Annotated in this window: 14 protein-coding genes; 2 read left to right on the forward strand and 12 right to left on the reverse strand. The window is 35.9% G+C overall.

The genetic code is table 11. The features are described from left to right. Positions 1-90: 90 nt before the first annotated feature. A complete protein-coding gene (gene deoC, locus E0E02_RS07255) occupies positions 91-756 on the reverse strand; it encodes a deoxyribose-phosphate aldolase (RefSeq protein WP_074625712.1) in 666 nt (221 codons plus the stop codon). Positions 757-1260: 504 nt separating this feature from the next. Next, on the reverse strand, positions 1261-1851 hold the full coding sequence (locus E0E02_RS07260; protein ID WP_133018240.1) for a class I SAM-dependent methyltransferase: 591 nt from the start codon (positions 1849-1851) through the stop codon (positions 1261-1263). Between the two features lie 131 nt (positions 1852-1982). Here E0E02_RS07260 and coaA point away from each other — a divergent pair, with 131 nt between their 5' ends. Further along, on the forward strand, positions 1983-2903 hold the full coding sequence (coaA, locus tag E0E02_RS07265; protein ID WP_074964631.1) for a type I pantothenate kinase: 921 nt from the start codon (positions 1983-1985) through the stop codon (positions 2901-2903). 75 nt (positions 2904-2978) lie between these two features. Beyond that, the gene (gene rpsT / locus E0E02_RS07270; protein ID WP_004231769.1) at positions 2979-3230 is read left to right on the forward strand and encodes a 30S ribosomal protein S20; all 252 of its coding nucleotides are present in this window, start codon (positions 2979-2981) and stop codon (positions 3228-3230) included. 84 nt (positions 3231-3314) lie between these two features. Here the strand turns inward: rpsT and E0E02_RS07275 are convergent, their stop codons facing one another. From E0E02_RS07275 to E0E02_RS07320, 10 genes are all read right to left on the reverse strand, one after another. Beyond that, positions 3315-4643: a HAMP domain-containing sensor histidine kinase gene (locus E0E02_RS07275; RefSeq protein WP_039696862.1), complete on the reverse strand. Its 1329-nt coding sequence runs from the start codon at positions 4641-4643 to the stop codon at positions 3315-3317. Next, a complete protein-coding gene (locus E0E02_RS07280; protein ID WP_074563738.1) occupies positions 4633-5307 on the reverse strand; it encodes a response regulator transcription factor in 675 nt (224 codons plus the stop codon). Before E0E02_RS07280 ends, E0E02_RS07275 begins: the two co-directional genes overlap by 11 nt. Before the next feature lie 166 nt (positions 5308-5473). Then, a complete protein-coding gene (locus tag E0E02_RS07285; protein WP_133018241.1) occupies positions 5474-8017 on the reverse strand; it encodes a M1 family metallopeptidase in 2544 nt (847 codons plus the stop codon). 223 nt (positions 8018-8240) lie between these two features. Continuing rightward, positions 8241-8894, reverse strand: a complete 654-nt coding sequence (gene phoU / locus E0E02_RS07290; protein WP_039696860.1) for a phosphate signaling complex protein PhoU — start codon at positions 8892-8894, stop codon at positions 8241-8243. Positions 8895-8924: 30 nt separating this feature from the next. Then, positions 8925-9683 (reverse strand): phosphate ABC transporter ATP-binding protein PstB, encoded by a 759-nt coding sequence (gene pstB, locus E0E02_RS07295; RefSeq protein WP_039696859.1) that lies wholly within the window; start codon positions 9681-9683, stop codon positions 8925-8927. 11 nt (positions 9684-9694) lie between these two features. Continuing rightward, positions 9695-10498 carry a phosphate ABC transporter ATP-binding protein PstB gene (pstB, locus tag E0E02_RS07300; RefSeq protein WP_039696858.1) on the reverse strand — a complete coding sequence of 268 codons (804 nt, stop codon included), beginning with the start codon at positions 10496-10498 and terminating at the stop codon, positions 9695-9697. A 10-nt stretch (positions 10499-10508) separates the two neighbouring features. Next, positions 10509-11396: a phosphate ABC transporter permease PstA gene (pstA, locus tag E0E02_RS07305; protein WP_039696857.1), complete on the reverse strand. Its 888-nt coding sequence runs from the start codon at positions 11394-11396 to the stop codon at positions 10509-10511. Beyond that, positions 11386-12303: a phosphate ABC transporter permease subunit PstC gene (gene pstC / locus E0E02_RS07310; protein ID WP_039696856.1), complete on the reverse strand. Its 918-nt coding sequence runs from the start codon at positions 12301-12303 to the stop codon at positions 11386-11388. Before pstC ends, pstA begins: the two co-directional genes overlap by 11 nt. 9 nt (positions 12304-12312) lie before the next feature. Continuing rightward, entirely contained in the window at positions 12313-13179 is an 867-nt protein-coding gene (locus E0E02_RS07315; RefSeq protein ID WP_074563743.1) for a phosphate ABC transporter substrate-binding protein PstS, read from the reverse strand. A 143-nt stretch (positions 13180-13322) separates the two neighbouring features. Then, on the reverse strand, positions 13323-14633 hold the full coding sequence (locus tag E0E02_RS07320) for an RsmF rRNA methyltransferase first C-terminal domain-containing protein (RefSeq protein ID WP_133018242.1): 1311 nt from the start codon (positions 14631-14633) through the stop codon (positions 13323-13325). Between the last annotated feature and the right edge of the window lie 299 nt (positions 14634-14932).

The following is a 14932-nucleotide window of genomic DNA, read 5'->3' on the forward strand; positions in this document are numbered from 1 at the left end:
ACAAAACTGTGGCAATGTTACCACCTGACCGTCGTCACGACCGTCCACAATCAAAAATAAGTTATCGTTTGAAGTTCTTCTAATTAATGATTAGTAGCTACCTTCTGCAGCTGTTTCACCATTAACGATTGCAACACCAGAAGACGCTCCAATACGTGTTGCACCTGCATTGACAAATGCTTCAGCGTCAGCATATGAACGTGCACCACCAGCAGCTTTTACACCAATGTTAGGACCGACTGTTTTTCGCATAAGAGCAACATCATGTACATTTGCTCCTGCAGTTGAGAAACCAGTAGATGTTTTAACGTAATCAGCTCCAGCGGCTACTGACAATTGACATGCTTTTTCTTTTTCTTCATCAGTTAAAAGACATGTTTCAATGATAACTTTTACTAATTTATCTCCGCTTGCTTCAACAACAGCACGAATATCATTTTCAACAAAATCATACTCTTTTGCTTTCAAGCGACCGATATTAATTACCATATCAATCTCGTCAGCACCATTTTCAATAGCATCTTTTGTTTCGAATGCTTTCACACGGCTTGTGTTAGCTCCTAGAGGGAATCCGATAACAGTACATACTTTTACATCAGAATCTTTTAAGGCTTCTGCAGCATGAGAAACCCAAGTTGGGTTAACACAGACACTAGCAAAGTTGTATTCTTTAGCTTCAGCAATAAGATTATCAATTTGATCTTGAGTGCTTTCAGGTTTCAATAAAGTGTGATCAATGTATTTGTTAATTGACATTAATATAATTTCCATTCCTTCCTGAAAATGTTATTTTCATTTCATTAATAATTACACTCTATCTATTCTACCATTTTTTTGATAGAATGTAAGTCTTTTTTGCTATTTTTTTAATAAAGAGTAAAAATGGCAAAAACCGAAAATTCATTAAAACGCTTATTTCGTTTCACTTCCATATAAAAACCTTATTATAGCAACCTTTTTGCACTAAATATGACATATGTGTCATATGTCATATTCGGTATTTCTGAACCTTTTCCTATCATTTTACTATAAACAACAAGATTTTGCGACCGTAAAATTAGTGACTTTTGGTCTTGTAATCGCTTTATATTAGTGTATTTTATGATTTTTATGTGAATAATTATACTTTAAAAAGTGACTACCATGTCATAATTATTCTATGACATTTGTCACAAAGCTTATCATTAAAGGAATCCAACAAAAAAATCCTTATCGAACTAGAAATGATAACTAATTCAATAAAGATTTTTTATTCACTTATTAATTTTTTTCGCTGCGTAAAATATAATAGCCTTTATCACGTTTTAAAATCTCAACGTTTCCGAAAATTTCTTCCATTTTAGCTTTAGCACTTGGTGCACCTTGTTTTTTCTGAATAACAATTGTCAAATTGCCACCAACTTTTAAATAGTTAATACTTTCAGAAATAATTGTATGGACAACTTGTTTTCCTGCACGAATTGGCGGATTACTGATGATATAATCAAATGTTCCATTGACTTTCTCGTAGATATTTGATTGGAAAATATCAGCTTCGACACCATTTTTTTGTGCATTTTGTTTCGTTAAATCAATTGCACGATTATTGATATCAACCATAGTTGGTTTAACACCTTGAACTTTTGCTAGTGAAATTCCTAAAGGACCATACCCACAACCAAGATCTAACAGTGTCTTTCCTTTTTCGAAATCTAGGGTATTTAAAAGGACTTGACTCCCATAATCTACCATTTTTTTAGAAAAAACGCCTGAATCAGTTAAAAAAGTAAACGATTGCCCAAGCAAGGTAACTTTTAATTCATGAATGTCGTGAGCACTATCAGGGTTTTCTGCATAATACATTTTAGTCATTCTTCTATCACTTTCTCTTATAATGCACTTCTATTTTATCATACTCTTCTATCATATCAAGCATTGTAACTGTTTTCAACTAAAGCTTAAAATGCTATAATAAGGTACATAACCTCTTTAAGGAGTTTCGTATGACTAACGAATTTATTAATTTTGATCTTATTTCTCGCGAGACTTGGCAGGAATTGCATCGAAAAACTCAGCCGCTTCTCACAGCTGAGGAGCTTGAATCAATTAAAAGTTTAAATGATAATATCAGTATCCAGGATGTTGTTGAAGTTTATCTTCCTTTAATCAGTTTGATTCAAATTTACAAAAACGCTCAAGAAAACCTTTCGTTTTCAAAAAGCATCTTTTTAAAAAAAGATGCGAGTAAACGACCTTTTATTATCGGAATCTCTGGTTCTGTAGCTGTTGGGAAATCAACGACCAGTCGTCTTCTACAACTTCTACTATCTCGAACATTTAAAGATAGCAAAGTTGAAATGGTAACGACCGATGGATTTATTTATCCCAATAAGGTCTTGATAGAGCAAAATATCTTAGACCGTAAAGGATTTCCTGAAAGTTATAATATGGAACTTCTTTTAAACTTTCTTGACACTGTCAAAAATGGAATGACAGCTCGCATTCCTGTTTACTCACACGAAGTTTACGATATAGTTCCCGATCAAGAACAAGTTATCGAAGCACCTGATTTCTTAATCGTCGAAGGTATCAATGTTTTTCAGAATCAAAAAAACAAACGTATCTATATGACTGGCTACTTTGATTTTTCTATCTATATTGATGCTGAAAATGATTTAATTGAAAAATGGTACCTAGAACGTTTTGACAGCTTACTAGAACTTGCTAAGACAGACAAGACAAACTACTATAATAGATTTGTTAAAATGCCACACAAAGACGCGTTAGAGTTTGCCAAAATGGTTTGGAAAACTGTCAATCTTGTAAACCTAGAAAAATATATCGAACCCACTCGAAATAGGGCAGAATTAATTTTACACAAAACTGATAATCACAAAATCGATCACATTTACTTGAAAAAATAAGTAAATTTTCCTGAAACAGTGATTAAGACTTGCCAAAACGCAATAAATTCTATATAATAATGTAGTTAGATTAATTTGGAGGTGAAAACATTGGCAAATATTAAATCAGCTATCAAACGCGCTGAACTTAACGTTAAACAAAACGAAAAAAATTCAGCACAAAAATCAGCTATGCGTTCTGCTATCAAAGCATTTGAAGCTAACCCATCTGAAGAGCTTTTCCGTGCTGCTTCTGCAAGCATCGATAAAGCTGAATCAAAAGGTTTGATTCACAAAAACAAAGCTAGCCGCGATAAAGCACGTCTTGCTGCTAAATTGGCTAAATAATATCCAATGAAAACTCCAAATGGAGTTTTTCTTTTTCTAATGAACACTCTTACAAACTAAAAAGGATGCTTAAAGCATCCTTTTTTATTTACCAAAATTATGTCGGTTAAAACGAACTTCAAAGATAGTTCCTTTTGGATGATTATCCTTAACTTGAATATCACCTTTTAAGGCATCAACAATTTGTTTAGCTAAGGATAGACCAAGTCCAAAGCCACCTTTTTGACGTGTCCTTGCCTTATCAACGCGATAAAAGCGATCAAAAATTTTCGCTTTATCAGCGTCACTAATACCCGGCCCATTATCAGCGACGGTTAGAATAGTCTGGCGTTCTGTTGTTTTAACTGTAAATTCAATAAAACCGTCGTCATCAGTGTACTTAATCGCATTATCAAACAAGATTGTCATCAATTGTTTAAGCAAGGTGCGATCAGTTTTTATCGGACGATCCGCAGAATTATGAGCAACAAAAGTTTTACCATTTTCTTCGGCAATCATGTTGTAATTCTCAAAAATTTCATTAAAGATTGAAGGTTGGATTTCTTCTAATTCAACTTTCAATCCATCATCTCGCCTAGCAAGGTTCAAAAGATTGGTTGTTAAAATACGCATATTACGAACTTCGTCAAGACTCGCTGCAATACTTTCACTGTTATCAAGAATTGTTGCATTCGGTCGTCTAAAAAGACTTTCAAGTCGGTTTTGAAGCACCGCTAACGGCGTTCTTAATTCGTGACTAGCATTTTCAACAAAACGCTTTTGTTTTTCATAACTTTCTAAAATTGGTTTACGCATCCAATTTGCCAAGTAAATACTTGCTAAAATTGAAATCATCCAGAAAATAATCATGACTGAAACAGTTATGGTTACATAACGTTCGTTTGCCTCATCAAGCTGACTAACACTGATTAAGAAAGTCGCGTATTCAATCGTTGGATAGTCACTACTATACACTCTAACCGTTAAAACATGGTATTTTTCGGTTTGACCAAAGATAGTTGTCATTTTCTCGTCTTTAATCTCACCAATAGTGTCTTCATCAACACTAGATGCTAATGTCCCGAACTGGACAAACGCATCAATTGCATTTACGATTTTTCCATTTGTATCGTACAATAGCACACTGACATTACTTAAACTTGCCACATTTGAGCTGGGTTTTCCTTTTCCAGAATTACTAAAACTATTATTAGATTGTAAGGAATCACTACGCTCCATTGTTCGTGTGACGTAATCACTTGCGTTGTCAGCTGCATTTTTTAAAGTGGTATCTACAGAAGAATATAGACCATAACGCATAATCTGCAAGATAATTGTGGTCATAATGATAAAAATTCCTGTAAATACAATGAAGAAATGGAAAAAATTAGAAAACGTTCCTGTTGATAATTTTTTGTGTATGTTATTCAGCATCTTTTAGAATATACCCTACACTACGAAGTGTTTGTAGATTTTTAGCAAAATTTGTTCCTTTTAATTTTTTGCGAATCTTAGAAACATAAACTTCAACAACTGAAATTGTAGTATCGCTATCAAATCCCCAAATACGGTCAAAAATTTGTGATTTTGGCAAAATAACATTTTGGTTTTGCAAGAAATAAACCAATAAATCAAATTCTTTACCTAGTAACTCCACCTTTTCACCGTTAACAGTTGTTGTGTTAGTTGATGTATCAGCTGTTAATTCGTGGTAAGAAAGAGTATTATCATTGAATTTTCCAGAGCGTTTCAAAAGCGCTTGAATACGCATCTTCAACTCTTCGAGATAAAATGGTTTTGTCAAATAATCATCAGCACCAAGTTCAAAACCGTGTCCTTTGTCATCAAGGCTTTCTTTGGCTGTCATAATTAAGACAGGTGTCGTAATACCTTGTTCACGTAATTCCTTCAGAACTTGGAAACCATCTTTTTCTGGCAACATCAGATCAAGCAAAATGAGGTCATAAACACCACTTTCTGCCTCATAAAGCCCTTCTTCACCATCAAAGACTTGCATAACATCTGCAAAATCATCTAAAAAATCAAAGATTGAATTCGATAAACTCAAATCATCTTCTACTAATAAAATCTTAATCATATATCTTGCTCCCTTATTCGTCTTATTATATCATGACTTAACCCTTAAGTCTAAGTATTTAATACAATAATTTCAGTTTATCAAAAGCATATCGTAAGCAGCTTAAGATTTCCTAAAAACACAAAAAGCGTCTGAGTTTTCACTCAAACGCCCTTTATATTTTCTACTATTTTACAGCTGCAAGAGCTTCTTCGACAGCAACTTTACTTGTGCTAATCAAATCAAGACGAGCAGAGATTTCTTTGATACCCATTGTGATGTTACGACTGATGGCCATATCATTTAATTGTGGTTCAAAGAACGCTTTGTATTCTTCAAGACGTTCAGTTGTCTTGAATGAGTTGGCTGGGTAGATAACGAATTTATCAAAACTCATGTCGCCACCAAGTGCAGCTTTAATCCAATCCCAGTTTTCACGAGCCCAAGTCCAAAATGCACCCTGAGAGAATGGTTTATCAAGGAATGGACGGTACCAACTCATAGCTAAGTCTTGAGGTTTAACAACATCTTTATTTTTCAACTCAGCCAATACACGTTCAACTGTTGCATTATCTTTTGTATTTGACAAAGCAGATGCCAATTGACGTTTGAAGTTACCATCATTAGTTTTCACATAAGTATCAAGGTATAGAGATACTAATTCTTCAGTTTCAGCGTGTTTGATTTGGTTAGCAAGAACTGACATACGAATTGAGGCTGGAATCGCTTCGATATTGTCTTTGTGTTGGTGGAAAATAGCCTCCGCTTTTGTGACAGCATCTTCGTTATCAGCATACAACATCAATGAAATAGTATTTTGACGAACCATTTCATCTTCATCAGATTCACCAGCTTTTGGTTCAAATCCAAGACGATCATAGTTCTTTTGCATCAAATGACTAATCAATGCTTTGAATTGAGCTTGTGCTTGGCTACCTTCTTCTAAGAAAATATCTAAACCATCAACAACTTGTGAAATAGCTTCAGCAACTAAATATGAAGTTTCATCAGCAAGTTTAGTCAACAAAGGTACTAATTCTGCGTAAGAAATTTCGCCACTTTCAGCAAGTAAACGACGTTCTTGAATGACTTGAAGTTTTGAAACAGTATCAAGTTCAGTTAGTTGGTCAAGAACTGTATTTAGCAACTCACCTTTATAATTAGTGATGTAATGTGCTGTGTTTTCAGTGTTTAGACGGAAAGCACCTTCGTTATCAGCAGCTAATTGACTATAATTTGGAATTTCAAGGCGTGCATCTGTAAGAGTATCTGACAGACCTTTCCAGTTGCTATTGAGTGGAATTGGCCAAATACGATTTTGGTCTACATTTTCACCGATGAAGAATTGTTTTTGACTAAGAACAAGTGTGTTATCAACAACTTCAGCTGTTACGACTGGGTAACCTGGTTGTTCCAACCAAGCATCCATGAAAGCTGCAACGTCTTTTCCAGAAGCTTCAGATAATGCATTCCATAAGTCACGACCAATTGTATTTCCGTATTGGTGTTTTTCAAAGTAAATCTTAAGACCTGCACGGAAATCATCATCACCTAACCAGCGACGAAGCATGTGCATCAAACGGCTACCTTTTGCATATACGATTGCTGGGTCAAACAATGTATTGATTTCATCTGGGTGTTTAACTTCAACGTGAACTGATTGAACACCATCAGTAGCATCACGTTTAAGAGCCAATGGAAGTCCACCAGTTTGGAAATCTTCGAAAATGTTCCATGAAGGTTCGATAGCATCAACTGAAACGTATTCCATCATATTGGCAAATGATTCATTTAACCATAAATCATCCCACCATTTCATTGTAACAAGGTTACCGAACCATTGGTGAGCTAACTCGTGAGCAACAACAAGTGCAACACTTTGACGGCTCTTAACAGTTGAATTGTCATCAACTAGAAGATAAACTTCACGGTATGTTACCAAGCCCCAGTTTTCCATAGCTCCAGCTGAGAAGTCAGGAAGAGCAACATGGTATGACAATGGAATTGGGTATTTAACACCGAAGTATTCTTCATAAAAATCAATAACACGAACAGCGATATCAAGTGAGAAATCTAATGATTTAAGCGCATGGGCTTTTGTTGAGAAGACTCCTACTTCAGTACCATTTTTAGTTTTAGCTGTTTTACCTTGCAAATCACCAAGAGCAAAAGCGAGCAAGTATGATGACATGCGAGGTGTTGTGTCAAATGTCCAAAGACCAGTTTCTTTACGACGTTCAGCATCAACTTCAGGCATGTTTGAAAGTACGATTTCGCCTTCAGTTTGGTCAAATTTGATACTCAAATCAAATGTTGCTTTTGCTTCTGGCTCATCGATACATGGGAACGCTTCACGCGCAAAGTGACTTTCAAATTGAGTTGAAATGACTTCTTTTTTAACACCATCAACAGTGTAATATGATGGGTAAATACCAGTCATGTTATCAGTGATATTACCTGAAAACTCAACAACAAGTGTCATTGTTCCTGTTTCTGGCAACTCAACATGAACCGCTTCATTGTCATTATCAAGCGTAAACTCAAGGTTTTGGTTGTCTAATAAAACAGAAGCAACAGTTAAATCTTTTTGGTGGAATGAAATAACATTATCTAAAGCTTCACCACTAATGGCAACATTTCCTGAAAAAGTTTTAGCTTGACGGTTAATATCAAGGAAAATATTGTAATTCTCAGGAACAAACTTTTCAATAAAATGTTCTACAGTTTTCATATAACTCCTTTAAAACGTAGAATGAGGACCAACATACCGTTTCCCCCATATCACCTAATCTTTTAAATTTAAGTTTGGTAATAGTATTGTTGTCATTTTTTGTAAATGTCAGAATTGACACACAATACCATCAAACTTCATCATTATATCACAAAATATGATATATGTCAGTTTTAAAAAAGGGCAGCCAAAAAGACTGCCTAGCAGACAGCCTTTAATAGCTTTATAATTCGATGATTTTACCTGTTTTAAGGTAAATGACCCACTCACAAAGGTTACGAGCGTAATCACCGATACGTTCTAAGTAAGTAATAACCTGAAGGTATTCTTTACCCGCAAACACTGTATCTGGTTGTTGGCGAATAGATTCAACAGCCATGTTTTGAATTTCTTTAAAGTAGTTATCAATCACTTCATCAGAAGCAGCAACTTCATAAGCGCGTTCTTCATCACCAGTCACGTAAACGTCAAGCGCTTCTTCGACCATGTTGCGAACAGCTTTACCCATTTTTTTGATTTCTGCCTCTACTTCTGGCAAACGTTCTTCACCTTTAACGCGAATAGTTGCTTTTGCAATAGAGGCTGCATGGTCACCCATACGTTCAACATCACTTGAAGCTTTCAAAACTGTGATAACTGTACGCAAATCTTGTGATACAGGTTGTTGAAGGGCAATAATCTCAAGAGATTTCTTTTCAAGTTTTGTTTCAAAGTTATTGACAATTTCATCACCTTCAATAACTTCTTTTGCCAATTCACGGTCATGGCTAATAAAAGCACGAACTGTTTTGTTAATTTGTGACAACACTTCAGTACCCATAGCGTAGAATTGGTTATGCAATTTTTCTAATTCATCATCAAATTTTGATCTTAACATAATATCATCTCCTTTTGAGTGTTCCCAAAACTAACCAAATTTACCAGTGATATAATCTTCGGTTTCTTTGCATTTAGGATTCATGAACATTTCATGCGTTTTTCCGTATTCAATAAGCTTACCATCAAGGAAGAAACCTGTACGGTCTGAGATACGTGAAGCTTGTTGCATTGAACGTGTTACAAGAAGCATTGTGTATTTGTCTTTCAAACCATAAAGGGTATCTTCAACCTTACCAGCTGAGATTGGATCAAGTGCTGATGTCGGTTCGTCAAGTAAAATGATTTTTGGACTTGTCGCTAAAACACGTGCGACACAAACACGTTGTTGCTGACCACCAGACAAGCCAAGGGCTGAATCGTGCAAACGGTCTTTTACTTCATCCCAGATTGAAGCTCCAATCAAAGAACTTTCAACCGCTTCATCTAAAACTTGCTTATCTTTAATTCCTTTTAGACGTAGGCCATAAACAACATTTTCATAGATTGACATTGGAAATGGATTCGGTTGTTGGAAAACCATTCCAATTTCTTTACGAAGTTCAACGGTATCTGTTCGTGGGCTATAAATATTATGTCCATTATAAACGATTGAGCCTGTTAATGTCACCTCTGGATTCAAATCTCCCATTCGGTTAATTGAACGTAGAAGAGTTGATTTACCTGAACCAGAAGGACCAATAAGTGCTGTGATTTCATTAGGATAGAAATCCATAGAGACATTATTGAGCGCTTTTTTCTTATTATAGTAAACAGATAAGTCTCTTACTTTTAAAATAGGTTCTGTCATGTCTTGCCTTTCTAACCAAAGTGTCCTGACACATAATCGCTAGTTGATTGCAATTTGGCATTTTGGAAAATATTATTGGTTTTATCGTATTCGATTAAATCCCCCAAATAGAAGAAGGCTGTATAATCACTAGCACGTGCAGCTTGTTGCATGTTATGAGTAACAATGATGATTGTGTAATCTTTTTTCAACTCAAACATCGTATCTTCCAATTGCATTGTTGCAACTGGGTCAAGAGCTGATGCAGGTTCGTCCATCAAAAGAATATCTGGTTTTACTGCAATGGCACGAGCAATACACAAACGTTGTTGCTGACCACCTGAAAGTGTAAAGGCTGATTTATGCAAATCATCTTTTACTTGATCCCAGAGAGCAGCTTGTTTTAGAGAAGTTTCAACAATTTCATCTAAAAATTGTTTATCTTTGACACCTGCACGCTCATAGGCAAATGTAATATTTTTATAAATTGATTTAGCAAATGGATTTGGTCGTTGGAAAACCATTCCGATGTGCTTACGCATTTCGTAAACGTTAATGTTTTTGGCATTAACATCAATACCTTCGTACAAAATTTGTCCAGTGACTTTCGCAATGTCAATGGTATCGTTCATACGATTTAGGCTACGAAGAAAAGTTGATTTACCACATCCTGAAGGTCCGATAAGAGCAGTGATTTTATTTTTTTCAAACTGCATATCAATTCCCTTGATAGCTTCTTTTTGACCATAGTAAACATGAAGATCTTTTGTAGCTAGGGCTAATTTTTCTTCAGGAAAAGTAATAATATGTCTTTCATTCCAGTTATACTTTGTCATCTCTTCTCCTTTATTTTGCTGACGTTAATTTGGCGTGAAGTTTTTTACCGATATAACGTGCTGAGAGGTTGAAAATTAAGATGAAAATCAAGAGAACTGCAGCACTTCCTTGCGATACTTGAGTCGCATCAGGAATCGTTCCTTCACTATTAACTTTCCAAATGTGAACAGCCAAAGTTTCGGCTTGACGGAAAATTGAAATCGGACTTGTAATACTTAGCGGATTCCAGTTTGACCAATCGAGAGCTGGTGCTGATTGACCAGCTGTGTAGATAAGCGCTGCTGCTTCACCGAAAATACGGCCTGAAGCAAGAACGATACCAGTCACAATACTTGGAAGAGCTTCTGGAATGACCACGTGAACTACTGTTTCCCAACGTGACAAACCAAGTGCAAGACCTGCTTCACGTTGTGTGTGGTGAACATTACGAAGACCATCTTCAACATTACGTGTCATTTGTGGAAGGTTAAAAACGGTAAGAGCAAGGGCACCTGAGATAATTGAAAATCCATATTGAAATTGAACAACAAAAATCAGATAACCAAACAAACCAACAACAACAGATGGTAAAGAAGAAAGGATTTCAATACATGTTCTGATGAAGTTAGTGAAACGTCCTTTTTTCGCGTATTCAGATAAGTAAATCCCTGCTCCCATTGATAAAGGAATAGAAATAACCAATGTGATTACCAAAAGAAAGAGGGAGTTATACAATTGAATCCCAATACCACCACCTGCTTCATACGATGATGATTTTCCTGTCAAGAATGACCAATTAACATGTGGTAATCCATTAACCAAGATATATAGTAGTAATGATGCCAAAATCGCAACAATAATTCCAGCAATTGTATAGAGAATTCCTGTTGCTAACTTATCAAATTTCTTAGCGTGCATAGTTTCTCTTTCTTTCTCTTGTAATAAATTTAACAAGCATGTTGAATCCTAAACTCATAATGAGTAGAACCAACGCTAGTGACCAAAGAACATTATTTTGAACAGTTCCCATAACGGTATTACCGATTCCCATTGTAAGAACGGATGTTAGGGTTGCTGCTGGAGTTGTTAGAGAGGTTGGAACAACGGCTGAATTACCAACGACCATTTGGATAGCTAAGGCTTCACCAAAGGCACGTGCCATACCGAAAATAACTGCGGTAAAGATACCAGGTCTAGCAGCATTTAAAATAACGCGCCAGATTGTTTGCCAACGAGTGGCTCCCATCGCTAAACTAGCTTCTTTATAATGTCTTGGCACTGCTTTTAAACTATCGATTGTCATGAAGGTTACCGTTGGTAAAATCATAACAAACAAAACGCAGACACCAGATAAGATACCGAACCCAGTTCCACCAAAGATAGAACGTGTAAATGGAACGATAACTTGCAAACCAATGAATCCATAAACAACAGATGGAATACCTGTTAATAATTCAATAGCTGGTTGAAGAATTTTGGCTCCATATTTTGGAGAAATTTCTGTCATAAAGACTGCCGCACCAATAGCAATCGGAGTTGCTACCAAGGCAGACAAAATAGTTACAATAAATGATCCCAAAATCATCGGAAGAGCTCCGAATGATCCTGAACTTGGATCCCACTTACTTCCAAAGAGGAATGTGATTGGATTAACACCATCAACGAAGAAAGTTGATAATCCTTTTTGGGCAACGAAGATTAAAATCATTGCCACGATGAAAACAATTAGTACTAAACAAAAGAATGTAATGCCTTTTCCGAACTTCTCAAGGCGAGAATTTTTTGAAGGCGTTGTTAACTGTTTCTCAAGATCTTGATTTCTCATAGTATCTCCTTATTTTGCTGTAACAGTGCCATCAGCTGATTTGGTAACTTTCATTTCGTTAACTGAAATGTAACCCATATGTTCAACGACACCTTTTTGAATCTCATCACTCATAACGAAATCCAAAAATTCTTTAGTCAAACCAGTTGGTTTACCTTTAGTGTACATATGTTCATATGACCAAAGTGGCCAATTATTTTTGGTTACATTTTCAACTGTTGGTTTATAACCGTTTAGACGAATTGTCTTAACAGAACTATCAACGTAAGCAAAAGCAAGATAAGAAATAGCTCCTGGAGTTTGCGATACGATTGACTTAACCATACCGTTTGAGTCTTGTTCTTGACTTTGAATAGCTGAATCACCTTTCATGATGATGCTATCAAATGTCGCACGCGACCCAGAACTTGCTGCACGGTTAATAATAGAAATAGCTAAGTCTGGTCCACCAACTTCTTTCCAGTTTGTAATTTTACCAGTGAAGATTTGGTGTAATTGCTCAGTGGTTAAATTGTTAACAGCGACTTTTTTGTTAACAATAACCGCAAGACCTGCTACTGCTACTTGGTGATCCACCAACTTATCAGCATTGATACCTTCTTTTTCTTCTGCGAAAAGATCGCTATTACCTATTTGAACAGCCCCTGACTGAACTTGTGAAAGACCTGTACCAGATCCACCACCTTGAACATTGACTGTCTTACCAATATTCGTCGATCCGAACTCATCAGCGGCAGCTTCAACAAGTGGTTGCAAAGCTGTCGATCCTACGCTGGTAATCGACTGCCCCTTGTCAATCCAGCTTGAACAACCAGATAAGACAAAGGCTACTGAGGTAGCTAGCAATAAAAAGCTAAGAATTTTCATTTTTTTCATTTGCGATTCCTACTTCTTTTTGAAAATAAAAAGTAATTGACATGAAGTGTTACAAACACCTCACATGCAAATAGTAACATATCACTGAAAGCTTGAAAAGTGGTTTTCAGGCCATCACATTCAAAAATTGTACCTATAACAGTTTAAGGATTAAAGCGAAGTCCTTTTGGAAAGTAATTTTTCAGAATATTCCCAGTAAGTTTTGCAAAACCTATGCCGTTGCCGTTTACAGAAACTAAATACCAACCATTTTTTAATGGATTTTCTAAGTTTATGACATTTCCTGTAACATAAATCTTGAACTGTTCTATATCAATTTCTACAAACTGTTCTACGTCATTTGGTGAAAGGGCTAAGCCCAATGCAAAAGATGGTTCGAAACGATTTTTCTTAAATGTTCCTAGATGAAGTCCATTGCGAGCAATTTTTAATTTACCTAAATCAGGCAATCCTTCCGGCAACAAATAAAGGTTATCGCCAAAGGTTTGTAGGAGCCCATTTAGCTCAATTTTTAGATGTTTTTTGGCGAAATCTTGCCAAAGATTAAGCTGATCTTTTGTTAGATTAGATTTAACTGGCTTAACTTTATGGTGAGCTGGTTCCCTCGTATCATGTAGCTTAGCAACAAATTGTCCTTCACCTTTAAAACGGTGTGGATACATACGAGCAACTTCAGGCATGTCAATTCCTTCAGCCATTCCATTGATTTTTTCAATAGGAAGAAGTTCAAGATAATCGTATTCTGACAATAGCCAATTAACAACGCCTTCATTTTCCTCTGGGGACCATGTACATGTTGAGTAAACCAGTGTTCCACCAGGCGCTAGCATTTTCATTGCTTCTTCTAAAATCTCTTTTTGAAGACTCGCGCATTCTGCAGGATAACCTTCGTGCCAATACTGAGTAGCTTGGGGATCCTTACGAAACATGCCCTCTCCAGAACAAGGTCCATCAAAAACAATCAAATCAAAGTATTCTTTGAAAACTTTGGCTAATCTGTCTGAACTTTCATTGGTTACCACAACATTTTTAGCACCAAAACGTTCCACATTCTCAACCAAAATCTTACTGCGTTTGTTGGAAATTTCATTGCTAACCAAAACACCAGTATTATTCATATAACTAAGAAGATGGGTGGATTTTCCACCTGGAGCTGCTGCTAAATCAAGCACGCGCATATGCTCACTTGGTGCTGCAACTTGAACAACCATTTGAGCAGCAGGTTCTTGTGAATAGACAAGACCTGAAACATGTTCAGGTGACTTACCAGATACTTTTCCATAATGACCCCACGGGGTATTTGGAATAGGATTCTCAAAAACATGCTGAGTGTTTTTCAGAGGATTTACACGAAATCCAGAGACAGCTTCTTGAACAAATGTAGCAAAGAAATCATCTGCTTCTTGTCCAAGAAGATTACGGTATTTTTCAATAAATTTATCAGGTAATTTCATACTTATATGATAACAATTTCACATGTTAATTACAACTTTAAGACAAGGATATGACTGATTTTGTAGGTAGTTAAAAAGAAAAAAGCAGTTCGTTTTCGAACCGCTTAACTTACTGTAAAAATCCTGAAAAAAAGATTTGATTTCAAAGACTTTCGTGATTTTCATAACTAATATCACAATCTAAAACAACTTTTTATCTCATCGTGACGAACTCTTCAGACCCTGTTGGATGGATAGTTCAAAAGCTTTGGGAAAGCTTTTGAAGGCGAAAGAGAACTCTTTCGCAATTTTAATGAAAG

This window comes from Streptococcus sp. KCJ4932 (genome assembly GCF_004352745.1).
GTDB lineage: Bacteria > Bacillota > Bacilli > Lactobacillales > Streptococcaceae > Streptococcus > Streptococcus ruminicola.

Excerpts from the sequence above, each read along its gene's own strand:
- deoC (WP_074625712.1), bottom strand. The coding sequence starts at position 756 with ATGTCAATTAACAAATACATTGATCACACTTTATTGAAACCTGAAAGC.
- E0E02_RS07260 (WP_133018240.1), bottom strand. The coding sequence starts at position 1,851 with ATGACTAAAATGTATTATGCAGAAAACCCTGATAGTGCTCACGACATT.
- coaA (WP_074964631.1), top strand. The coding sequence starts at position 1,983 with ATGACTAACGAATTTATTAATTTTGATCTTATTTCTCGCGAGACTTGG.
- E0E02_RS07275 (WP_039696862.1), bottom strand. The coding sequence starts at position 4,643 with ATGCTGAATAACATACACAAAAAATTATCAACAGGAACGTTTTCTAAT.
- E0E02_RS07280 (WP_074563738.1), bottom strand. The coding sequence starts at position 5,307 with ATGATTAAGATTTTATTAGTAGAAGATGATTTGAGTTTATCGAATTCA.
- E0E02_RS07285 (WP_133018241.1), bottom strand. The coding sequence starts at position 8,017 with ATGAAAACTGTAGAACATTTTATTGAAAAGTTTGTTCCTGAGAATTAC.
- phoU (WP_039696860.1), bottom strand. The coding sequence starts at position 8,894 with ATGTTAAGATCAAAATTTGATGATGAATTAGAAAAATTGCATAACCAA.
- pstB (WP_039696859.1), bottom strand. The coding sequence starts at position 9,683 with ATGACAGAACCTATTTTAAAAGTAAGAGACTTATCTGTTTACTATAAT.
- pstB (WP_039696858.1), bottom strand. The coding sequence starts at position 10,498 with ATGACAAAGTATAACTGGAATGAAAGACATATTATTACTTTTCCTGAA.
- pstA (WP_039696857.1), bottom strand. The coding sequence starts at position 11,396 with ATGCACGCTAAGAAATTTGATAAGTTAGCAACAGGAATTCTCTATACA.
- pstC (WP_039696856.1), bottom strand. The coding sequence starts at position 12,303 with ATGAGAAATCAAGATCTTGAGAAACAGTTAACAACGCCTTCAAAAAAT.
- E0E02_RS07315 (WP_074563743.1), bottom strand. The coding sequence starts at position 13,179 with ATGAAAAAAATGAAAATTCTTAGCTTTTTATTGCTAGCTACCTCAGTA.
- E0E02_RS07320 (WP_133018242.1), bottom strand. The coding sequence starts at position 14,633 with ATGAAATTACCTGATAAATTTATTGAAAAATACCGTAATCTTCTTGGA.